Origin of the sequence: Streptomyces pluripotens (assembly GCF_000802245.2) — a bacterium.
GTDB lineage: Bacteria > Actinomycetota > Actinomycetes > Streptomycetales > Streptomycetaceae > Streptomyces > Streptomyces pluripotens.
The window spans coordinates 5,200,900-5,222,524 of record NZ_CP021080.1 but is presented as its reverse complement, the minus strand read 5'-3'; the positions used below and the strand labels follow the sequence as shown (position 1 = coordinate 5,222,524).

Genomic DNA, 21,625 nt, shown 5'->3' with positions numbered 1-21,625 from the left:
GCCCGTGCGGGAACCTCCCCCGGAGCAGGTCCAGAGGCCCAGCCGGCACCCGGGGCCCTGGTGCCGGCTGGGCCCACCGTCATTCCCCGTCGGTCAGGCCCGGCGGCAGTGCACCGGAGTGCAGCACCCCCAGCCTCTGGGTGGCCCGGGTCAGCGCGACGTACAGGTCGCTCGTGCCGTACCGGGCCGGCTCAACCACCAGGACCGAGTCGAATTCGAGACCCTTGGCCTGACGTGGGTCGAGCAGTACGACGGTGCGTGTCAGGTCGGGCCCGGCACCTACCGTGACCCCGTCGAGGCGGGCGGCCAGCGAGCGGTGCAGCTCACGCGGGGCGATGACCGCCAGCCGCCCCTCGGCGGGGGCGAGTTCGGCGACCGCCCCGGCCACGGCGCCGGGCAGGTCGGCCAGGGCCCGGCGCACCCACGGCCGTACCCCGGTCGACCGGACGGAGCTGGGCGGGTTGAAGTCCGGGCGCTCGGCCCGGACGACGGCCGCGGCAAGGTCCATGATCTCCGACGGGGTGCGGTAGTTGACGCCGAGGCGGGCGTGCTCCCACCGGTCTTCGACGTAGGGGCCCAGGATGTCCGACCAGGAGCCGACGCCGGCCGCCTCCGAGGTCTGCACGGGGTCGCCGACCAAGGTCATCGAGCGGGTGGGACTGCGCCGCATCAGCAGCCGCCAGGCCATCGGTGACAGTTCCTGCGCCTCGTCGACGATGATGTGTCCGAACGCCCAGGTGCGGTCGGCCGCGGCCCGCTCGGCGGCACTGCGGTGGTCGGCCTCCTCCTGCCGCTCCGCGAAGCGCTCGGCGTCGATGATGTCGTGCGCGGACAGCACCTCCGAGCCTTCGGGATCGCTCTCCTCCTTGTCCTCGAACTCATAGGTTCGGGAGGCGTAGGAGACGTCCAGTACGCCCTGCGCGTAGGCGACCTGGGTCCGGCGTTCCCGCTCGGCGCCGGCCCTGGCCGTCCGGTCGTCCTCGCCAAGCAGTTCGGCCGCTTCGTCGAGGAGGGGTACATCGGCGAGGGTCCAGGCACGGGTGACCGGGCGGCGGATCACGTCGGCGTCCTCCTTCGCCACGTGGCCGTCCGGTTCTGCCAGGAAGCCGGCGACCAACTGCCGCGGGGTCAGCACGGGCCACAACCGGTCGATGGCGTCCCAGACTTCGGGGTTCTCGGCGAGTTCGTCGCGGATCTGGGTGAGGTCGGAGGCGTCGAGCAGGCTGCTGCCGTCGTACGGGTCGGTGCCCACGCGCTCGGCGTACAGCTCGGTGAGGGTGTTGAGGATGTGTCCCTCGAAGTGCTCGCGGGCCGCATTGTGGGGCAGTCCGGCCGCACGGGTGCGTTCCCGGGCGACGCCCACCAGGCCGTCGTCCAGCATCAGCACCTCTCGGTCGTGCTCGACCGCGATGACCGGATCGGGCAGTTCCTGGCGGTCGCGCACGACGGCGGCGAGCACGCCGGCCATCTCGGCGCGGCCCTTCACCTCGGCCGCCTCCGGGGTGTCCGTGGCGGTCGCGGTGACGCCGGGGAACAACTCGCCCACCGTGGCCAGCAACACCCCGGTCTCACCGAGGGAGGGCAGTACCTCTCCGATGTAGCCGAGGAAGGCCGGGTTGGGGCCGACGATGAGGACGGCCCGGCGGGCCAGCAGTTCCCGGTACTCGTAGAGGAGGTAGGCCGCGCGGTGCAGGGCGACCGCGGTCTTGCCAGTGCCGGGACCGCCTTCCACGACGAGCACCCCGCGGTGGGGCGCCCGGATGATCTCGTCCTGCTCGGCCTGGATGGTCTGCACGATGTCGCTCATCCGGCCGGTGCGTGCCGAGTTCAGCGCCGCCAGCAGGACGGCGTCCCCGGTGGGGTCCTCGTGTCCGGTGCGGGTGGCGTCGCCGAGGTCGAGGATCTCGTCGTGCAGGGAGGTCACGGTCCGGCCCTGGGTGGCGATGTGCCGGCGGCGGCGCAGTCCCATCGGGGTGTGCCCGGTGGCCAGGTAGAAGGGGCGGGCGACGTCGGCCCGCCAGTCGATGAGGATCGGGGTGCGCTCGGTGTCGTCCTCGCGCAGGCCGATCCGGCCGATGTGGTGGCTGGTGCCGTCGCAGAGGTCGATCCGGCCGAAGCAGATCGAGCCGTCCACGGCGTTCAGCGCGGCGAGCAGCCCCGAGCGCTCGGTGACCAGGATGTCCCGCTCCAGCCGGGCCTGCATGGGCTTGTCACCCTGGGCGAGCGCGTCCGCGACCGAGGTCCGGGCCTCGCCGCGCAGCACGTCCGCGCGCGCGTACAGTCCGTCGATGAATTCCTGCTCGCGCTGCAATTCATCGTCCGGAAAATCGGTGTTTGACAATTCCACTCCCGCCCGGATATACTGCGCTCATTGAACTTTCCGCGCCTTCCTAAATTGAAGTCGCGAACCACTGAATATACGCAAAGAAATCCCCCGAGCGCAATTGCTCGGGGGATTTCTTTGTGGGTGGATCGGTTTCTTACAGCACGTCGGCCAGTTCCTCCCGCAGGCGCCGCTTGGGCCGCGCCCCCACCATCGACCGGACCGGCTCGCCGTTCCGGAACACCATCAGGGTCGGCGTCGACAGCACACCGTAGGCGACGGTCGTCCCCGGATTGCGGTCCACATCGATCTGCACCACTTTCAGCCTGCCGTCCTCCTCGGCGGCGATGTCCCTCAGCACCGGCGCGAGCTGCCGGCACGGCCCGCACCAGTCAGCCGTGAACTGCACCAGTACGGGCAGGTCGGCCCCGATCACCTCCGCCGTGAAGTCGGCGTCGGTCACCTCGCCCAGTCCGCTCGCCAACGTCACCGTGTCGGCCCTCCCAGTTCGCATACCGGTTCCGGACCCCCCGGAACCAGCGCCTCGGCAGCCAGCTCGTCCCGCGCCCGCTCAGCCCGGGCCAACTGCCCCGCGACCTCTTCCCGGGCTGCCGTCAGCTGTCCGATGAGCGCGTCCAACTCCTCCAGCTTGCGCCGGTAGACCAGCAGCGACGCCGGGCAGGAGTCGCCCTGCGGATGCCCGGCGCGCAGACACTCCACGAACGGTCGTGTCTCCTCCAGACCGAACCCGAAGTCCTGCAACGTCCGGATCTGCGTCAGCAGCCGCAGATCGCTCTCGTCGTACCAGCGGTGCCCCTTGTCGTCGCGCCGGGCAGGCAGCAGCCCCCGCGCCTCGTAGTAGCGCAGGGTGCGGGTGGTGGTCCCGGCTCGTGCGGCCAGCTCGCCGATTCGCATAGCAACGACCGTAGGCCTTGACGCCGGCGTCAAGGCAAGGCCGGGGGCAGAAGCGGCTTGCTGCGCACCGGTGAGGTCAGCACGAGCGACGTCGTGGTCCGGCCCAGCGCCGAAGTCTGCTCCAGGATCTCCTCCAGGTGCCTGCCCGCCCGTCTCAGGACCGCCGCCGAGGTCTCGCCCAAGCGGCTCGGGCTCCCCGGTTCGTACCAGCCCCCGCGTCAGGTCAGCCACGCCGTCGGCCATCGCTGGCCGACCGGGGCCTTCAGACCATGACCCCGGCCGACTCCTCCACCTCCAGCAGGGAGGCGCTGTGCCGCTCCTCCTCAAACTTCGGGCGTCCGCCGCGCAGACCGAACAGGCGCTTGGTCAGGGCGATGTAGAGGACGGCGAGGACGTTCAGCACCAACGTGGTGATCTTCAGCCAGCTGATGTGCTCGGTGAGTTCGTAGATCTCCAACGGGAGGAAGGCGGCCGTGGCGACCACCGTCAAGTACTCCGCCCACCGCTTGGCGTACCAGAGGCCGATCGCTTCCACCAGCTCGATCAGCGCGTAGGCCAGCAGCAGACCGGCCAGCAGCAGCAGCGTGGAGTGCTTGTAGCCGAAGGCCTTCTGTAGGGATCCGACGACCGGTGAGTGGTCCAGGTCGTAGTGGAAGTGCCGGAACACCGGACGGAAGACGTCCAGGTACTCGTTGAAGAGCCGGCGCACCGCGTCCTGGCTGTTGCTGAACCTCCACACCGCGACCGCGACGAGCACGATGAACACCCCGCGTACGACCCGCTCGACGGCCAGGAAGCGGAGGATGAACAGATCGCGGAGGACCTTTCCGCGCGGTACCAGCGGGGCGTCCCCGGCCGGTCCGGAGCCGTGCGGCTCGCCGAGCACGAAGTCGCCGCAGCGCAGACAGCGCCACACGTCCCCGAGCGCGGTCCGGGCGTGCAGCCGTACCCGCAGCCGGGGATCGTCGGGCGCGTAGGTCACATGACCCTTGCGCGCGCAGGTCCGCCGGTCCCAGTCGATCTTCATCCCCCGTGCCTCCATACACAGACAGACGCCACGCACGAACGTGCCGTTCCGGTCGATCCGGAACGGCACGTTAGCGAACGGCGGTAGGAGCCGGTCAGCTGGTTCCGGTGCCCACCAGCTCCGCCTCGGCGGCCGGCTCCGGCGCGGGGGCCTCGCGGCGCGGCAGCAGGAAGGCCACCAGGATCGTGCCGGCGCCGAGGATCACGGCGCCGATCAGGCTGGTGTGGGCGACAGCATCGGAGAAGGAGGAACCGACGGCATCAGCCATCTGCCGGGCACCGGTGGCGAGTTCGGCGGCCTGCTGCTTGAGCTGGGCAGCCTGCTGCGGGTCAGACGCCTGCGCCGCCTGTGCGGCCAGTTGGTGCGCCTTGTCGCCGATGCCCTGGGCCACCGCGTACCCGGCACCGACCGAGTCCTGGGCCGTGTCCAACGCGCTCGCCGGGAGCTTGCTGCCTGCGGTGGCGTCAGTGAGGTGGTCGCCGTACGAGGTCGCGAGCAGCGAGCCGAGGATGGCGATGCCGAGGGAGCCGCCCAGCTCCAGCGAGGTGTCATTGACCGCACCCCCGACGCCCAGGTCGGACTCCGGGAACGCGCCCATGATGGCGTCGGTGCAGGGCGAGAGGGCCAGGCCGATGGCGAGGCCGAGGATGATCAGGGGCGCCAGGAAGTCGCCGTAGGTGGAGCCCGCGTCCACCCCGGTCAGCAGTGCGAGGGCGGTCGTGCCGCCGACCATGCCGGCGCTGACGGTCCACTTCATGCCCACGCGCGGGGTGAGCCAGCCGGTCAGGGCCGAGCCGACGAACACGGCTCCGGCCAGCGGGAGCATGCGGACGCCGGTCTGCAGGGCGTCGTAGCCGAGGACGAACTGCAGGTGCTGGGTGAGGTAGTAGAAGGCACCGAAGACGGCTAGGAAGAACAGGGCGACGGCGAGGTTGGAGCCCGCGAAGCGGCGGCGGGTGAAGCGGCGCACGTCCAGGATCGGACGGGGGTGGCGCAGCTCCCACAGGGCGAAGGCGACGAGGCCGGCACCCGCGGTGATGGCAGCCGTGATCGCCTTGCCGTCCCAGCCGAAGTGCGGCCCCTCGATGATCATGTACACCAGGGAGCCGGTCCAGAGCACCGACAGCAGGCCGCCGACGTAGTCGATGCGGTCGTGGTGGCCGGCCTTCGACGGAGGTACGAGGACGAAGGCGGCCACGATCGCGACGGCTGCGATGGGCACGTTGATCAGGAAGGTCGAGGACCAACCGTGGTCGCGCAACAGGGCACCGGCGACCACCGGTCCGGCCGCGATGGCGAGCCCGGCGGTGGCGGTCCACAGGGTGATCGCCTTGGCACGTTCGGCGCGCGGGAAGGTCGCGGCGAGCAGCGAGAGGGTGGCGGGCATGATCAGCGCCGCACCGACGCCCATCACGGCGCGGGCCGCGATGACGGTGGCGGCGCTACCGGCGAGGTAGCCGAAGACGGCTCCGCCGCCGAAGACCACGAGGCCCAGGACGAGCGCACCGCGCCGACTGTACTTGTCGCCGATCGCGCCGAGCAGCAGCATCAGCGCCGCGTACGGGACGGTGTAGCCGTCGATCACCCATTGCAGGTCGGCGCTGGAGAGACCCAGGTCCCTCGTCATGTCGGGAGCCGCGACGGTGAGGGCGGTGTTCGCCATCACGATGATCAGCAGGCTCAGGCAGAGCACCAGCAGCGCCCACCAGCGCCGTGCGTACGGGCGCTCCATCTTCTCGACCGGTTCGGTCATGACGAGTCGCATGGCAGGGATTGCCTTCCTCGGATCGCGACAGGACTTGCACAACGGCGTGCAATTGCACAACGATGTGCAATGTACGCTGCTGCACAGCAGTGTGCAAGTCGCTGAAGGGCGTGCAGAATGGCTGCCATGACCACGGGTAACACCAGCCGCGCCGACGCCAACCGACGTCGCATCCTCGACGTCGCCCTCGCCGAACTGCTGCGCGATCCTGACGCCTCCATGGACCAGATCGCGCGCGCCGCGGGAGTCGTGCGACGGACCGTGTACGGCCATTTCCCCAGTCGTGAGGCGCTGATCAGCACACTCGTCGATGACGCCGTGGCAGCCCTGGTGGACGCGGACGCACGAGCCCGCGCCAAGGTGACCGACCCGGCGGAGGCGGTGGCCCGTTCGGTACTCGCCGTCTGGGACATCGCCGACCGCTATCGGCTGCTGATCGCCCTGGCCCAGCGCACGGTCACCGTGCAGGGCATCCGCGAACGCCTCGCACCGCTGCGCGAGGGGAAGGTCCAACTGCTCCAGCGGGGTCTGGACGAGGGGGTGTTCCACTCCCCTCTGCCCGCGCCGGCGCTGGCGTACGTGCACGAGCAGATGCTGTTCGCGGTGATGGAGGCGGTGAACGACGGCCTGCTACCAGCGCAGGAGGCGGGCCGCTCGGCCACGGTCACCGTCCTGACCGCGGCGGGCGTACCTACGGCGAAGGCCACCGCGCTGGTGGCCGAGGTGTACCGACCGGCGTGAGCGGAGGCGCACAGAGGAACGAGACCGGGCGGCCGAGAGGGGGAGGCTCGGCCGCCCGGTGGCGGCGACCGGACGCCCGGCCCGGGTTCAGGCGGGGCCGGACGTCCGGAGATGAAGGGGGGCGGGACCCTCAGACCCCGACCGGCTCCTCCCCCCTCGACCCCCTCGACCCCCTTCGCTCCCCAGGCTCCCCAGGCTCCCTCGGCTCCGGAAGCCCGCTACCCACGGAGCGGCGCTCATCCAGCAGCGTCGTCTCGTCGAACGGCAACTCACCGGCGAGCACCCTCCGGACGCGGACCCCGTCGATCTCCTTCGTCCAGGTGCCCACCAGCACCGTGGCGACCGCGTTGCCGGCGAAGTTGGTCAGCGCCCGCGCCTCGCTCATGAACCGGTCGATGCCGACGATCAGCCCGACCCCGTCGACCAACGCGGGCTTGTGCGACTGCAGCCCGCCGGCCAGCGTGGCCAGCCCCGCCCCGCTGACACCGGCCGCCCCCTTGGAGGCCAGGAGCAGGAACAGCAGCAGCGGAATCTGTTCACCCAGCGACATCGGTGTGCCCAGCGCGTCCGCGATGTAGAGCGACGCCATGGTCATGTAGATCATCGTGCCGTCGAGGTTGAAGGAGTAGCCGGTCGGCACGGTGATACCGACGACCGGCCTGCTGACGCCCAGGTGCTCCATCTTCGCGATCAGCCGCGGCAGCGCGGACTCGGAGGAGGAGGTGGACAGGATGAGCAGGAACTCGCGGGCGAGATATCTGAACAGGGAGAGGACGTTCAGGCCGGCGACGATCCGCAGCAACGCTCCCAGCACCACGAAGACGAAGAGGAAGCAGGTGAGGTAGAAGCCGAGCATCAGCACGGCGAGACTCTTGAGCGCCTCCAGGCCGGCCGAACCGGTCACCGCCGCGATGGCACCGAAGGCGCCGACCGGCGCGGCCCACATGACCATGGACAGGACACGGAAGACCAGCCGCTGCATGTGCTCGATGCCGCGCAGCACCGGCTGTCCGGCCGAGCCCATGGCCTGCAGCGCAAACCCGGCCAGCAGGGCCACCAGCAGCGTCTGGAGGACCTGCCCCTCGGTGAAGGCGGACACGAACGTGGCCGGGATGACCGACAGTACGAAGTCGACCGGCCCGAGCGCTTCACTGGACACCTGGGCGTGCCCGGTCTGCTTGAGCGCATCAGTGAGGTGCAGGCCCTCGCCCGGGTGCAGCAGGTTGCCGACCACGAGTCCGACCGCGAGAGCGACGAACGACATCGTGAGGAAGTAGCCCAGCGCGATCCCGCCGACGGCACCGACCTTGGCGGCCTTCCGCACGGAACCGATCCCGAGCACGATCGTGCAGAAGATGATCGGCGAAATCATCATCTTGATCAGTTTCACGAATCCGGTACCCAGCGGCTTGAGCTGGACCGCGGCGTCGGGCCAGATGAGCCCCACGGCGATGCCGAGTGCGACCGCCGCGATGACGGCGATGTACAGGTAATGGGTTCGATCCCGCTCCACGCGGGGTGCGGCAGGTGCCGGGTGGGGAGTACTGGCGGCCACGACTGCCCTCCTTGACGTCTTCGTCGGCGAACAACCGGCGTGCGGCTCACGTCCGGGCGTTGTTGGGGAATGCCGCGACTATCTCCCGCCCTGTGATGGCGGTCACCCTTGCGTTCATTTAGTTCACGCCGGACCGGAAGGGCACACTGCTGGCATGCGCTTCCCCGCCCTCCGCCGGCCCCACAGCCTGGCGGGACAGCTGTTCGCCATGCAGGCCGTGCTGATAGCGGTGGTCGTGGCCGGGTACGCGCTGTTCACCTACGTCAGCGACCAGCGGCAGGCTGAGACCGCAGCGGCCCGGCAGGCCACCGCGGTGGCCCGCTCGATCGCCGACTCCCCCTCGGTGCGCTCGGCGATCCGCAGCGCGGACCCTACGGCACGGCTCGAACCGTACGCCCTGCAGATCACGCGGGACGCGAAGGTCGACTTCGTCACGATCATGACCCCGACCGGCATCCGCTGGACCCATCCCGACGAACGACAGATCGGCAAACCCTTCCTCGGCAACATCGGCCCCGCCCAGCACGGCCGCACCCTCACCGAGACCTACACCGGCACGCTCGGCCCCTCCGTCCGCGCGGTGACCCCGGTGTCCGACGGCGGAAGGATCATCGGCCTGGTGAGCGCCGGCATCACGGTGGAGACGATCAGCGAACGGGTCCAGGACCAGGTCACGGCGCTGCTCGGGGTAGCCGGCGGAGCCCTGCTGCTGGGCGCGGTCGGCACCTATGTCGTCAACGCCCGGCTACGCCGCCACACCCACGGCATGAACGCCACCGAACTGAGCCGGATGCACGACTACCACCAGGCGGCGCTGCACGCGGTTCGCGAGGGTCTGCTGATGCTGGACGGGCACTACCGGGTGGCCCTGATCAACGACGGTGGGCGGGAACTGCTGGGCGTGGACGAGGAGGAAGGCGTGATCGGCCGCTCGGTGGCGGACCTGGGCCTTCCGGCACCTCTGACGGGAGCGTTGCTGTCGTCGGAGCCCCGAGTGGACGAAGTGCATCTGACGGCGTCCCGGGTGCTGGTCGTCAACACCTCCCCGGTCTCCGGCGGGGAGCAGCGCGGCACGGTCGTGACCCTCCGGGACGTGACCGAACTCCAATCGCTCATGGGCGAGCTGGACTCGGAGCGCGGCTTCACCCAGGCTCTTCGGTCGCAGGCGCACGAGGCCGCGAACCGCCTCCACACGGTCGTGTCGCTGATCGAGCTCGGCCGGGCTCAGGAGGCGGCGGAATTCGCCACGGCAGAGCTGGAACTGGCCCAGGCGTTGACCGACCAGGTGATCGCGGCGGTACGCGAACCGGTGCTGGCCGCGCTGCTGCTGGGCAAGGCGGCACAGGCCAACGAGCGAGGCGTGGAACTGGTGGTCTCACAGGACAGCCGCCTGGACGACGGTCTGCTGCCGGAAAGTCTGTCCGCGCGGGACCTGGTGACCGTCCTCGGGAACCTCATCGACAACGCAGTGGACGCCGCGCAAGGCGGACCGGGGGCCCGGGTGACGGTGACGGCCTGCGCGAACGCCTCCGAAGTGGTGCTGCGGGTCACGGACACCGGCCCCGGTGTCGACCCCGCCCATGCCGATCTGGTATTCCAGCGGGGGTTCTCGACGAAGCCGGCCGGCCCCGGCGGGCGGGGACTCGGGCTGGCCCTGGCCCGGCAGGCGGTGGTCCGCCAAGAGGGCGCGTTGACGGTGGCCGAGTCCGACGGGGACGGCGGGGGCGGTGCGGTGTTCGAGGTGCGGCTGCCACTGCGCGCGGCGTGCCCGGTTCCGGAAGGCGGCGTGCGATGACGGACTCCACGCCCATCCGGGTGCTCGTGGTGGAGGATGATCCAGTGGCCGCCGACGCGCACGTGATGTACGTGGACCGGGTGCCGGGCTTCGTTGTCGTCGGCACGGCGCACACGGGCGCGGAGGCCCGCCGCACCCTGGACCGTACGGCTGTGGATCTCCTGTTGCTCGATCTGCACCTGCCGGACGTGCACGGCCTGCAGTTCGCCCGCTCCCTTCGGGCTGCCGGGCATCACGCTGACGTGGTAGCGGTGACCTCGGCGCGGGATCTGGCCGTGGTCCGGGAGGGCGTCTCGCTGGGGGTCGTCCAGTACGTGCTCAAGCCCTTCACCTTCGCCACGCTCAGGGACCGGCTGATCCGCTACGCCGAGTTCCACGCGGCGGTGGGCGAGGCCGGCGGCCAGGACGAGGTGGACCGGGCGCTGGCCGTACTCAGGGCACCGGCCCCGGCCGCGCTGCCGAAAGGTCTGAGCGGGCCGACGCTGGAACGGGTGACGGCGGCCCTGCGAGCGACGGCCGAGGGCCTCACGGCCGCCGGGGCAGCCGAGGCCGTGGGCACGTCCCGGATCACCGCCCGGAGGTACCTGGAGCACCTGGTCGACGCGGGCCGCGCCGCCCGGAACCCGTTGTACGGGCAGGTCGGGCGGCCCGAGCTGGTCTACCGGTGGGTGGCGCAGGGACGGTGAGAACCGGGCCGCCGACGCATCCCCACCCAAGGGATGACGCACGGTAACCCCAGGTGACGAAGGTGGCACCGAATGTCCACAACGGGACGCACGGTCCACACGTACGAACCTACGACGCGTGGTCTCGTCCGAACCCACCGTAGTCAGGACACCCGTGCGCCCCTACCTTGTCCGGGGTGCGCCAACCCTCACCCCAGCCCAGCCCCTCGACTCCCCCGTTCAACGCTCCAGCCGCCCGCAGGCTCCGCGCCGCGCTCGGCATGGGACCCGAGCACGTTGCCTACGGACTGCGTGTCTCGTACGGACTGCCGCATGCCACCCCGGAACTCGTGATCGCCTGGGAACGCGGCACCATCGCTCCCAATAACCTCGAACTCACCGCGCTGTCAGGTGTGTTGTGGTGTTCGCCGGGTGAACTCATCGGCCGGCCACGGACCCTTCGTGAGCACCGCATCGCCCGCGCTCTGGCACCGGAGGACGTCGCCCGTGCCGTCGGTGCCGATCTGCGTTCCTATCTACGGATGGAGGAGAGCGGCGACTGGCGGGGCAACGACCGGCAGACGGCCGCGCTCGCGGAGGTCCTGGACCTGTCGCTGCCCGACTTCGTCGCCGTCACCGGGCGGGAGGACAAGCTCGCCGAACTGTTGCGCAGCGCGGTCACCACACGCTGGCAGGCCTATGTCAGGCCGGTCGGGAAGGTCGCCGCGGTCGAGCGGGCGCGGCTGGAGAAGGTGCTCCAGGAATTGCACCAGGACTACCAGGGCCAGATGGTGGCCAGCCTCAGCTGGGGCGGAAACAGCGCGGCCAGGGCCTCCAGCGACTCCGGCCGCGCGTTCCTGGACCGGATCGTGGAGTACTTCTGGGACAGGGTCGAGGGCGGCGCCGAAGCCCGTTGACGGCGAGTTCACCCAGATGCGTCATCCGCTGCGCGCCTCGCCCCGGCTTTCAGGACGCTGGGCACCAGGAGGCGGGTGCCCCATCCCGTCCACGAGCAGGGAACGGCGGGCGCACATGGCAGTAGTGGGACATGACCGCGGGACGAGGAGACGCGCACTAGGCATATCCGTGTGCCTGTGTCTCCTGGCCCTGCTGACGGGCTCCTGCACCGGCTCGTTCGAAGGCTCCGCGCGCGCGGAGGACGCGCCGCTCGATCCGCGCATCCAGAAGATCATGGACAAGCCGGTCTACCGGTACGGACAGTTCGGCCTGCTGGTGGTCGACCCGGCCACCGGACGGACCATCACCTCATTGAACCCCGAACGTCTGTTCGTGCCCGGTTCGACGACCAAGCTCTTCACCGTGTCGACCGCCTGGGACACCTTCGGCAGCGACCACCGCACCACCACGCCGGTGTACGCCCAGGGTCCGGTGACCGACGGCACCCTCGACGGGAACCTGGTGCTGGTGGCCCAGGGCGACCTGACGATGGGCGGCCGGACCAAACCGGACGGCACCCTTGACTACCGGCCGGTGGACCACACCTACGCCGACGCCGTGCCCGGATACGCCACGCTCACGCCCGAGAATCCGCTGGCCGGCCTGAACAGCCTGGCCGAGCAGGTGCGCTCCAGTGGCATCACGCACGTCAACGGTGACGTGGTCATCGACGACCGGCTGTTCGCCCCGGATCCCGCACTCGTCACGGACCCGACGCCGATCATCATCAACGACAACCTCATCGACATCCTCAGCACACCCACCCAACCCGGTCAGCAGGCCACGTTCACCTGGCGCCCGCAGACCGCGCGGAACAAGGTCTCCTACCACGTCATGACCGTGGCCAAGGGGAAGCCCACCGCCATTACGGCGGAGGTGGGCGCGGACGGCGTCATCGCCGTGACCGGTACCTTGGCCGCCGATGCCAAGCCGTGGCTGGTCACCGCTCCGGTCACAGATCCGGCGGCGTTCGCCCGCACCGCGTTCATCGAGGCCCTGGACCGTGCCGGCGTCAGCGTGGCCGCCACCCCCACAGGGCCCGACCCTGCGCCCCCGGCCAAGGCCCCGAGCGGTGACCCGGTGGCCAGACTGGTCTCCGCGCCGTTCTCGCAGGAGGCCACGCTGATCCTCAAGGTGAGCCACAATCTGGGGGCCGACCTGCTGGTGTGCCTGCTCGCCGTCCAACGGGGCAGCAGGGACTGCGAGGACGGATTCGCTTCCATCAAGGCGTTCAACGACAAGGTCGGCGTCGATCCCGCCCAGGCCTCACAGGCCGATGGCCAGGGCGGAGTGGACGGCGACGCGTTCACTCCCCGTGCCTTCATCCCCCTGCTGAAGTACTGGACGACCACTCCGGAGGCCGCGCAGTTCCGCGAGGCGCTGCCCATCCTGGGCAGCAGCGGCGACCTGGCCCTGGTCGGCACGGACAGCCCGGCCAAGGGCAAGGTGTTCGCGAAGACCGGCACCCGTGCGGCGGGGAACAGCCTCACCGGCCAGGTGCTGGTCACCGCCCGCGCCATGGCCGGCTACCTAGACACCGGTGACGGCCGCTACCTGCCCTTCGTCGTGGTCTTCAACGACGCTTTGGTGGACTCGACGGACGGGGTCCTGTCCATCGCCGCCGACATCGCGCAGATCTCCGCACTACTCCAGGAGGACAACACCGCAGCCTCCGCCAGCGGTGCCGCCTCCGCCAGCCGGTGATCCACCGACTCACAGAATCCGGGTCTGGAAGACCGACTCGGCCTCGTCCATCCGGTCCCTCGGTACCGTCTTCAGCTCCGTGACCGCCTCCGCGAGCGGCACCATCACGATGTCGGTGCCGCGCAGCGCGGTCATCTTGCCGAAGTCGCCACGGTGCGCCGCCTCGATCGCGTGCCAGCCGAAGCGGGTGGCGAGCACGCGGTCGTACGCGGTGGGGACGCCGCCGCGCTGGACGTGGCCGAGGATGACCGGCTTGGCCTCCTTGCCGAGCCGCCGCTCCAGCTCGTACGCCAGCGCCGTGCCGATGCCCTGGAAGCGCTCGTGGCCGTACTGGTCGATCTCGCCCTTGCCGTAGTCCATGGTGCCCTCGGCCGGATGGGCGCCCTCGGCGACGCAGACGACGGCGAACTTCTTGCCGCGGGCGAAGCGCTCCTCGACCATCTTGACCAGGTCGGCGGGGTCGAAGGGGCGCTCGGGCAGGCAGATGCCGTGAGCACCGGCGGCCATGCCGGACTCCAGGGCGATCCAGCCGGCGTGCCGGCCCATGACCTCGACGACCATCACCCGCTGGTGGGACTCGGCGGTCGTCTTCAGGCGGTCCATGGCCTCGGTGGCCACGCCGACGGCGGTGTCGAAGCCGAAGGTGCGGTCGGTGGAGGAGATGTCGTTGTCGATCGTCTTGGGCACTCCGACGACCGGCAGGCCCGCGTCGGACAGCATGCGGGCCGCGGTCAGGGTGCCTTCGCCGCCGATCGGGATCAGCGTGTCGATGCCGAACTCCTCGACCATGTCGGTGGCCTTGTCGCAGGCCTCGCGCAGCCGGTCGCGCTCCAGACGGGAGGAGCCGAGGATGGTGCCGCCGCGAGCCAGGATGCCGCTGACCGCGTCCAGGTCGAGGGTGCGGTAGTGGCGGTCGAGCAGACCCCGGTAGCCGTCCTCGAACCCGATGACCTCGTCGCCGTACGTCGTCACGGCCCGGTGCACGACCGACCGGATCACGGCGTTCAGGCCGGGGCAGTCGCCGCCTGCGGTGAGAACTCCGATACGCATCGTGCTATGTCTCCTGCTCGCTGTTGGTGCCGGTGCGCCAGTGCCGATTCTTCCACGTCCGCGGAGGCGCCGGGTTCCTGACGGGCGCCTTATCCGGGACCAGGGGTATTGTCAAGGGGGTTCCGCTCACCTTGGTGGGCGATTTTTATGCCGAAGACTTGACAGGCGCACAAAGCGCAACCGGAACGGCAGAGACAACACGAGGAACGGAGTGGACACGTGACGCGCAGCGTGTACGTGACCGGCATCGACCGCGGCGACGGCCGCCAGGTCGTGGAGCTGGGGGTCATGGAACTCCTGACCCGGCAGGTCGACCGGGTGGGTGTCTTCCGTCCACTCGTCCACGACGGCCCCGATCGCCTGTTCGAGCTGCTGCGGGCGCGGTACCGCCTCACGCAGGACCCGGCGACCGTCTACGGCATGGACTACCACGAAGCGTCCGCGCTCCAGGCCGAACAGGGCACCGACGAGCTGGTCTCCACGCTCGTCGACCGCTTCCATCTGGTGGCCCGCGACTACGATGTGGTCCTCGTCCTCGGCACCGACTACGCCCACACCCAACTGCCGGACGAACTGTCCCTGAACGCCCGACTCGCCAACGAGTTCGGGGCCTCCGTGATCCCGGTCGTCGGCGGGCGCAGGCAGAACGCCGAGGCGGTGCGAGCGGAGACGCGCAACGCCTACCGTGCCTACGACGGTCTCGGCTGCGACGTGCTCGCCATGGTCGCCAACCGAGTGGCCCGCGAGGACCGCGACGAGATCGCGGAGCGGCTGGCGAACCGGCTGCCGGTGCCCACGTACGTGCTTCCCGACGAGCTCGCGCTCTCCGCACCGACCGTCTCCCAGATCGCCCACGCCCTCGACGCCAAGGTGCTGTTGGGGGACGACTCGGGGCTCGCCAGGGACGCCCTGGACTTCATCTTTGGCGGCGCGATGCTGCCGAACTTCCTGGCCGCCCTGACCCCGGGCTGTCTGGTGGTCACCCCGGGCGACCGCGCCGACCTGGTCGTCGGCTCGCTGGCCGCGCACAGCGCCGGCACCCCGCCGATAGCCGGTGTCCTGCTGACCCTGAACGAGGTGCCGCGCGAGGAGATCCTCACCCTCGCCGCCCGCCTCGCCCCGGGCACCCCGGTGCTGTCCGTGACCGGCAACAGCTTCCCCACCGCCGAGCAGCTGTTCTCGCTGGAGGGGAAGATGACCGCGGCCACCCCGCGCAAGGCCGAGACCGCGCTCGGCCTGTTCGAGCGGTACGTCGACACCACCGATCTGGCCCGCCGGGTCTCGGCACCGAGCAGCGACCGGGTCACCCCGATGATGTTCGAGCACAAGCTGCTGGAGCAGGCCCGCGCCGACAAGCGCCGGGTCGTCCTGCCAGAGGGAACCGAGGAGCGCGTGCTGCACGCGGCCGAAGTGCTGCTGCGCCGGGACGTCTGCGACCTGACCCTGCTCGGTCCGGCGGAACAGATCCGCAAGAAGGCGGCCGACCTCGGTATCGACCTCGGCGACACCCGGCTGATCGACCCGGCCACCTCCGAACTGCGCGACGCCTTCGCGGAGAAGTACGCCCGGCTGCGCGCCCACAAGGGCGTCACCGTCGAACTGGCCTATGACGTGGTGACCGACGTCAACTACTTCGGCACCTTCATGGTCCAGGATGGCATGGCCGACGGAATGGTGTCCGGGTCCGTGCACTCCACGGCGGCCACCATCCGGCCGGCCTTCGAGATCATCAAGACGAAGCCGGACGCCTTCATCGTCTCGTCGGTCTTCTTCATGTGCCTGGCCGAGAAGGTGCTGGTCTACGGCGACTGTGCGGTCAACCCGGACCCGGACGCCGAGCAACTGGCGGACATCGCCATCCAATCGGCGGCCACCGCCGCGCAGTTCGGGGTGGAGCCGCGGATCGCCATGCTGTCGTACTCCACCGGTACCTCCGGCTCCGGCGCCGACGTGGACAAGGTGCGCGAGGCGACCGAACTGGTGCGCAGCAGGCGACCGGATCTGAAGATCGAGGGACCGATCCAGTACGACGCGGCCGTCGAACCGTCCGTCGCCGCCACCAAGCTGCCCGGCTCCGAGGTCGCCGGGCAGGCCAGCGTATTGATCTTCCCCGACCTCAACACCGGCAACAACACCTACAAGGCCGTGCAGCGCTCGGCCGGCGCCATCGCCGTCGGCCCGGTCCTGCAGGGGCTGCGCAAGCCGGTCAACGACCTGTCCCGGGGCGCGCTCGTCCAGGACATCGTCAACACCGTCGCCATCACGGCGATCCAGGCCCAGACGCCCGCCAACTGAGCAGAGAGTATTCGAACACCGTGGCAGCAACCCGCGCGGCGACCCGCGTCCTCGTCCTCAACTCCGGTTCCTCGTCGGTGAAGTACCAACTGCTCGACATGAGCGACGCGACCCGACTCGCCGTCGGCCTGGTGGAGCGCATCGGCGAGCAGACCTCCCGACTCAAACACACCTGCCTGACCACCGGTGACTTGCGGGAGCACAGCGGGCCGATCGCCGACCACGATGCCGCCCTGAAGGCAGTTGCCGAGGAGCTGAGTCGGGACGGCCTCGGTCTGGACTCGCCCGAACTGGCCGCGATCGGCCACCGGGTGGTGCACGGCGGTCTGTTCTTCACCGAGCCCACCGTCATCGACGACGAGGTGCTCAACGAGATCGAGCGGCTGATCCCCGTCGCCCCCCTGCACAACCCGGCGAACCTCACCGGTATCCGCACCGCCCAGGCACTGCGCCCCGACCTGCCCCAGGTCGCCGTCTTCGACACGGCGTTCCACACGACCATGCCGGAGTCCGCGGCACGCTACGCGATCGACCCGAAGATCGCCGACCGTCACCGCATCCGCCGGTACGGCTTCCACGGCACCTCGCACGCGTACGTCTCCCGGGAGACGGCGCGACTGCTGGGCAAGGACCCCTCCGAGGTGAACGTCATCGTGCTGCACCTGGGCAACGGGGCCTCGGCGTCCGCGGTGGAGCGGGGCCGGTGCGTGGACACCTCCATGGGCCTGACGCCCCTGGAGGGCCTGGTGATGGGTACGCGATCCGGCGATCTGGATCCGGCTGTCATCTTCCATTTGGCGCGGGTTGGCGGAATGTCCATGGACGAGATCGACACTCTCCTCAACAAGAGGAGTGGCCTGTTCGGTCTCTGCGGGGACAACGACATGCGGGAGATCCGCCGCCGGATCGACGAGGGCGACGAAGAGGCCGCCCTCGCCTTCGACATTTACATTCACCGGCTCAAGAAGTACATCGGCGCCTATTACGCCGTCCTCGGCGAGGTGGACGCGATCGCCTTCACCGCCGGGGTGGGCGAAAACGCGGCGCCGGTGCGCGAGGCCGCGATCGCGGGCCTGGCGGGCCTCGGCCTGGCGGTCGACCCCGTACGGAACGCCGTACGCAGTGGTGCGCCGCGGCTGATTTCGCCCGGGTCCGCACGGGTGGCGGTCGCAGTGGTGCCGACGGATGAAGAACTGGAGATCGCGACGCAGACCTACGCGCTGGTCGGAAAGAACGACTGAAGAACCGCACCTGAGCGGCACGGCACTCATTTGTACTTTCCACCAGACGGAATATTCCGTAGCGAAACAAACCGATAGGATCGCCCCATGCGCCGTTCGAAAATCGTCTGTACTCTCGGCCCCGCGGTCGACTCCCACGAGATGCTCGTCGCCATGATCGAGGCGGGCATGAACGTGGCCCGGTTCAACTTCAGCCACGGCTCCCACGCCGAGCACCAGGCGCGGTACGACCGCGTCCGGGCCGCCGCCAAGGAGACCGGCCGGGCCATCGGTGTCCTCGCCGACCTGCAGGGCCCGAAGATCCGCCTGGAGACCTTCGCCGAGGGTCCGGTCGAACTCGAGCGGGGTGACGAGTTCGTCATCACGACCGAGGACGTACCGGGCGACAAGCACATCTGCGGGACGACGTACAAGGGGCTGCCGGGCGACGTCTCGCGCGGCGACCAGGTGCTGATCAACGACGGCAACGTCGAACTGAAGGTCCTGGACGTCGAGGGCCCGCGGGTGCGGACGATCGTCATCGAGGGCGGCGTCGTCTCCGACCACAAGGGCATCAACCTGCCCGGCACGGCCGTCAACGTGCCCGCGCTGAGCGGGAAGGACGTCGAGGACCTGCGCTTCGCCCTCCGCATGGGCTGTGACCTGGTCGCGCTGTCCTTCGTCCGGGACGCCAAGGACATCCAGGACGTCCACAAGGTCATGGACGAGGAGGGCCGCCGGGTCCCTGTGATCGCCAAGGTGGAGAAGCCACAGGCGGTCGAGAACATGCAGGACGTCGTGATGGCGTTCGACGGCGTGATGGTGGCCCGGGGTGACCTCGCCGTCGAGTACCCGCTCGAGAAGGTCCCCATGGTGCAGAAGCGCCTGATCGAGCTGTGCCGGCGCAATGCCAAGCCGGTGATCGTGGCGACCCAGATGATGGAGTCGATGATCACCAACTCCCGACCGACCCGCGCCGAGGCCTCCGACGTGGCCAACGCGATCCTGGACGGCGCCGACGCGGTCATGCTGTCGGCGGAGTCCAGCGTGGGCGCGTACCCGGTCGAGACGGTCAGGACCATGTCGAAGATCGTCGTGGCGGCCGAGGAGGAGCTGCTGTCCAAGGGTCTCCAGCCGCTGGTCCCGGGCAAGAAGCCGCGCACCCAGGGTGGTTCGGTGGCCCGTGCGGCCTGCGAGATCGCCGACTTCCTCGGCGGCCGGGGACTGATCGCCTTCACCAAGTCCGGTGACACCGCGCGCCGGCTCTCCCGTTACCGCGCGATCCAGCCGATCATCGCCTTCACCACGGAGGAGTCCACCCGCAACCAGCTCACCCTCAGCTGGGGCGTGGAGTCGCACGTGGTGCCGTTCGTCAGCACGACCGATGAGATGGTCGACCTGGTGGACCAGGAGGTCGCCAGGCTGGACCGTTTCGACTCGGGCGACACCGTCATCATCACCGCCGGCTCGCCGCCCGGGGTCCCCGGCACCACCAACATGATCCGGGTCCACCACCTCGGCAGCAACGACTGACCGAGCCCCGCGAGAGCACCGAACGCGTGAAGGGCACCTCCTCTGTGACGGGGAAGTGCCCTTCAGCGGTGTGCGGCTCCCGAACGGGCCTTGTGCGACCGCTCAGTCGGTCGTGTACACGTGCATGCCGGGTATGTGCAGGGTGCCGCCGAACTGGGCTGCCTGGACCACCTTGACGTGGGTGAAGTAGATCAGCGGGATGTTCAGCGGGGGCGGGCTGTCGGGGCTGAAGGTCACCGGGATCAGACCGAACAGGTTGCCCGAGATGCTCTCGGTGTACATCACGGTGTCACCATCGCGGATGGTGGACGTCGAGCCCTTGGCGGCCTGCACGTGGTAGGTCTTGTTCACCTGCTTGTCCTGCACCGTCTGGTGCAGGTCTCCGATGTCCGTGCCGCCGGAGATGACGTACTTCAGCACCCTCTTCTTCGTGCCGTTCGCCGTCTTGACCTCGACGATGCCCTGGTAGTCGGCGCCCTTGAGCAGCAGCGAGCTGGCGTTGAGGTACCAAGGGTCGTCCGCCACCGCCACCTTGTTGTCGACGCCGCTGACGTCGTCCGTGGCGATCGGGCAGTCGGACGGGGAGGCGGACGGCGAAGCGGACGCGCTGGCGGAAGGGCTCTGGGTGACCGGCTGGGCCACGCTGACGGTGTCCGCGGCCTTGCTGGACACCTTGCTGGGGGTGTTCTTGCCGGTGTCCGTGGCCGTCTTGCCGGCCTGGGCGGTGGTGCTCCCAGCGGTGCCGGCGGCTCGGGAGCCGGACGGCGACGCGGACGCTGCGGACGGCGTGGACGTGCCGGCCTTGGCAACGAGGTCCGGGGTCGGGCCCTCGGCCGCACCGGCCGACGGGGACGCGGACGGCGTCGGGGTGGTGGCGGCCGTGTCGGAGTGCCTGTCACCGCCGGTGAGGAGGCTGCCGAGTGCGTCGCCGATGGTCTGCAACAGGTTCCCGCCGTCGCTGCTGTGGGACGCGGACGGGGTGGGGGTGGGGGTCGCCGTGGTATCGGCGGAGCCCGAACCCGACGAACCGGAGCCCGCGCCGGAGGAGCCTGCGGTCGCCGTCGGCGCGGGGGCGGCCTTGCCACCGGGACGACCCGGATCCGGCGAGGAGGCCTTGCCCGTGTCCTTGGCGGTCTCGGCGGTTTCGGTGTCCTTCGCTCCGGCCGTCGCCGGAGGCCTGGTCGTGGCGGTGTCCACGGGCTTGGTGCCAGAAGAAGCAGACGGGGACGGCGCGGGCGAGGAGCCGTCAGTGCCGTCGAGCGTGTTGACGCAGTTGTTGTACTCGTCGGCCATCTGATTCTTGGACGTCGTCGACGGAGACCGGTCGCCGCCGTTATCAGCGAGGGCGAGCGACGATGTGAAGCCGAGGCCCACGATCACCGCGGTCGGCATCGCCACGGACGCTATCGCTTTGCCGCCCGGCATGTGGAACCCGTTGAACAGCGGCTTTCGGGGAGCCGCGTGGCGTGGCCCGGTCCTCGCACGGGACCCGTCCGTATCGGCCTCGCACGTCACCTCGTCAGCCGGCACTGTGCCTCCCGTTCGCCCCGTTGGCCGGGTTCGTTCCTGACAGGTCGTTCGACTCGTCCGCCCCTTCCGCCGCCTGGTGCGGCAGCGGTACGGCTTCGGGCGCGGGCTCCTCGCCCGGGGTGGCTTCGGTCGCGGGCTCCGGCTGGGCGGGCACGCCGGGCGCCCATGCGACCGCCATCGCACCGCCGATGAGCGCGAGCACAAAGCCGATAATGAAACCGCCGAGGTTGGAGACGGGGATGGACACCAGCGCGAGCAGGATCGCGGCGACTCCCGCGAACGTCCTCACATGCTTCTGGAACCAGAGGCTGATGCCCAGGACGAAGAGCAGCACACCGATGATCAGGGACCCGGCTCCCGCAGTGGTGGACATCGCAAGGGTCAGATGTCCGAGCCTGAGGTGGTAGTACGGGAAGTAGATGATCGGAAAGCCGGCGAGCAGAACGAGTAGGCCGGCCCAGAACGGCCGGGTGCCCCGCCAGGCGCGGAACTGCAACCTCCGGCGGGTGAACGGGCCGGGTGCGGCAGGAGTCTCGGCGCTCATGGAAAG

The 21,625-nt window shown here is 69.8% G+C and carries 17 protein-coding genes and 1 pseudogene; 8 read left to right on the top strand and 10 right to left on the bottom strand.

Annotation, left to right across the window (positions count from 1 at the left end):
- Positions 1-79: 79 nt before the first annotated feature.
- From LK06_RS23615 to LK06_RS23590, 6 genes and pseudogenes are all read right to left on the bottom strand, one after another.
- Complete coding sequence (locus LK06_RS23615; RefSeq protein WP_052269863.1) at positions 80-2,311, bottom strand: HelD family protein; 2,232 nt, start codon at positions 2,309-2,311, stop codon at positions 80-82.
- A 169-nt stretch (positions 2,312-2,480) separates the two neighbouring features.
- Entirely contained in the window at positions 2,481-2,837 is a 357-nt protein-coding gene (trxA, locus tag LK06_RS23610; protein WP_039651571.1) for a thioredoxin, read from the bottom strand.
- On the bottom strand, positions 2,810-3,238 hold the full coding sequence (locus tag LK06_RS23605; protein ID WP_039651570.1) for a MerR family transcriptional regulator: 429 nt from the start codon (positions 3,236-3,238) through the stop codon (positions 2,810-2,812). Before LK06_RS23605 ends, trxA begins: the two co-directional genes overlap by 28 nt.
- A 29-nt stretch (positions 3,239-3,267) precedes the next feature.
- Positions 3,268-3,378, bottom strand: a pseudogene (locus LK06_RS23600) (Lrp/AsnC family transcriptional regulator); the annotation flags it as partial.
- 122 nt (positions 3,379-3,500) lie between these two features.
- On the bottom strand, positions 3,501-4,265 hold the full coding sequence (locus LK06_RS23595) for a DUF2127 domain-containing protein (RefSeq protein ID WP_039651617.1): 765 nt from the start codon (positions 4,263-4,265) through the stop codon (positions 3,501-3,503).
- Positions 4,266-4,359: 94 nt separating this feature from the next.
- Entirely contained in the window at positions 4,360-6,030 is a 1,671-nt protein-coding gene (locus LK06_RS23590) for an MFS transporter (protein ID WP_039651569.1), read from the bottom strand.
- A 117-nt stretch (positions 6,031-6,147) separates the two neighbouring features.
- Between LK06_RS23590 and LK06_RS23585 the strand changes: the two genes are divergently transcribed.
- A complete protein-coding gene (locus LK06_RS23585) occupies positions 6,148-6,771 on the top strand; it encodes a TetR/AcrR family transcriptional regulator (protein WP_039651568.1) in 624 nt (207 codons plus the stop codon).
- Positions 6,772-6,901: 130 nt separating this feature from the next.
- Here the strand turns inward: LK06_RS23585 and LK06_RS23580 are convergent, their stop codons facing one another.
- Complete coding sequence (locus LK06_RS23580; RefSeq protein WP_043434847.1) at positions 6,902-8,326, bottom strand: cation:dicarboxylate symporter family transporter; 1,425 nt, start codon at positions 8,324-8,326, stop codon at positions 6,902-6,904.
- Between the two features lie 154 nt (positions 8,327-8,480).
- On the opposite strand from LK06_RS23580, the gene LK06_RS23575 reads away from it, so the two are divergent.
- The 4 genes from LK06_RS23575 to dacB all read left to right on the top strand — a co-directional run bounded on the left by LK06_RS23575 (position 8,481) and on the right by dacB (position 13,447).
- Positions 8,481-10,121 carry a sensor histidine kinase gene (locus tag LK06_RS23575; RefSeq protein ID WP_043434850.1) on the top strand — a complete coding sequence of 547 codons (1,641 nt, stop codon included), beginning with the start codon at positions 8,481-8,483 and terminating at the stop codon, positions 10,119-10,121.
- The gene (locus tag LK06_RS23570) at positions 10,118-10,807 is read left to right on the top strand and encodes a response regulator (RefSeq protein WP_039651565.1); all 690 of its coding nucleotides are present in this window, start codon (positions 10,118-10,120) and stop codon (positions 10,805-10,807) included. Before LK06_RS23575 ends, LK06_RS23570 begins: the two co-directional genes overlap by 4 nt.
- 176 nt (positions 10,808-10,983) lie before the next feature.
- Positions 10,984-11,703: a helix-turn-helix domain-containing protein gene (locus LK06_RS23565; protein WP_039651564.1), complete on the top strand. Its 720-nt coding sequence runs from the start codon at positions 10,984-10,986 to the stop codon at positions 11,701-11,703.
- Between the two features lie 169 nt (positions 11,704-11,872).
- The gene (gene dacB, locus LK06_RS23560) at positions 11,873-13,447 is read left to right on the top strand and encodes a D-alanyl-D-alanine carboxypeptidase/D-alanyl-D-alanine endopeptidase (RefSeq protein ID WP_234367488.1); all 1,575 of its coding nucleotides are present in this window, start codon (positions 11,873-11,875) and stop codon (positions 13,445-13,447) included.
- 9 nt (positions 13,448-13,456) lie between these two features.
- Here dacB and LK06_RS23555 read toward each other — a convergent pair whose 3' ends face one another.
- The gene (locus LK06_RS23555) at positions 13,457-14,497 is read right to left on the bottom strand and encodes an ATP-dependent 6-phosphofructokinase (RefSeq protein WP_039651563.1); all 1,041 of its coding nucleotides are present in this window, start codon (positions 14,495-14,497) and stop codon (positions 13,457-13,459) included.
- Positions 14,498-14,716: 219 nt separating this feature from the next.
- On the opposite strand from LK06_RS23555, the gene pta reads away from it, so the two are divergent.
- From pta to pyk, 3 genes are all read left to right on the top strand, one after another.
- On the top strand, positions 14,717-16,792 hold the full coding sequence (gene pta, locus LK06_RS23550) for a phosphate acetyltransferase (protein WP_039651562.1): 2,076 nt from the start codon (positions 14,717-14,719) through the stop codon (positions 16,790-16,792).
- Positions 16,793-16,812: 20 nt separating this feature from the next.
- Positions 16,813-18,033, top strand: coding sequence for an acetate kinase (locus LK06_RS23545; RefSeq protein WP_039651561.1), 1,221 nt, complete (start codon positions 16,813-16,815; stop codon positions 18,031-18,033).
- An 87-nt stretch (positions 18,034-18,120) separates the two neighbouring features.
- Positions 18,121-19,545 carry a pyruvate kinase gene (gene pyk, locus LK06_RS23540; RefSeq protein WP_039651560.1) on the top strand — a complete coding sequence of 475 codons (1,425 nt, stop codon included), beginning with the start codon at positions 18,121-18,123 and terminating at the stop codon, positions 19,543-19,545.
- Positions 19,546-19,647: 102 nt separating this feature from the next.
- Here the strand turns inward: pyk and LK06_RS23535 are convergent, their stop codons facing one another.
- Positions 19,648-21,075: a hypothetical protein gene (locus LK06_RS23535; protein WP_174673922.1), complete on the bottom strand. Its 1,428-nt coding sequence runs from the start codon at positions 21,073-21,075 to the stop codon at positions 19,648-19,650.
- Positions 21,065-21,619 carry a DUF6114 domain-containing protein gene (locus tag LK06_RS23530; RefSeq protein ID WP_039651559.1) on the bottom strand — a complete coding sequence of 185 codons (555 nt, stop codon included), beginning with the start codon at positions 21,617-21,619 and terminating at the stop codon, positions 21,065-21,067. Before LK06_RS23530 ends, LK06_RS23535 begins: the two co-directional genes overlap by 11 nt.
- Between the last annotated feature and the right edge of the window lie 6 nt (positions 21,620-21,625).

Bases quoted from the DNA above. Each gene is read 5' to 3' on its own strand.
- LK06_RS23530 (WP_039651559.1), bottom strand. From the start codon at position 21,619: ATGAGCGCCGAGACTCCTGCCGCACCCGGCCCGTTCACCCGCCGGAGG.
- LK06_RS23575 (WP_043434850.1), top strand. From the start codon at position 8,481: ATGCGCTTCCCCGCCCTCCGCCGGCCCCACAGCCTGGCGGGACAGCTG.
- LK06_RS23570 (WP_039651565.1), top strand. From the start codon at position 10,118: ATGACGGACTCCACGCCCATCCGGGTGCTCGTGGTGGAGGATGATCCA.
- LK06_RS23595 (WP_039651617.1), bottom strand. From the start codon at position 4,265: ATGAAGATCGACTGGGACCGGCGGACCTGCGCGCGCAAGGGTCATGTG.
- LK06_RS23555 (WP_039651563.1), bottom strand. From the start codon at position 14,497: ATGCGTATCGGAGTTCTCACCGCAGGCGGCGACTGCCCCGGCCTGAAC.
- LK06_RS23605 (WP_039651570.1), bottom strand. From the start codon at position 3,238: ATGCGAATCGGCGAGCTGGCCGCACGAGCCGGGACCACCACCCGCACC.
- LK06_RS23585 (WP_039651568.1), top strand. From the start codon at position 6,148: ATGGCTGCCATGACCACGGGTAACACCAGCCGCGCCGACGCCAACCGA.
- LK06_RS23590 (WP_039651569.1), bottom strand. From the start codon at position 6,030: ATGCGACTCGTCATGACCGAACCGGTCGAGAAGATGGAGCGCCCGTAC.
- pyk (WP_039651560.1), top strand. From the start codon at position 18,121: ATGCGCCGTTCGAAAATCGTCTGTACTCTCGGCCCCGCGGTCGACTCC.
- trxA (WP_039651571.1), bottom strand. From the start codon at position 2,837: ATGCGAACTGGGAGGGCCGACACGGTGACGTTGGCGAGCGGACTGGGC.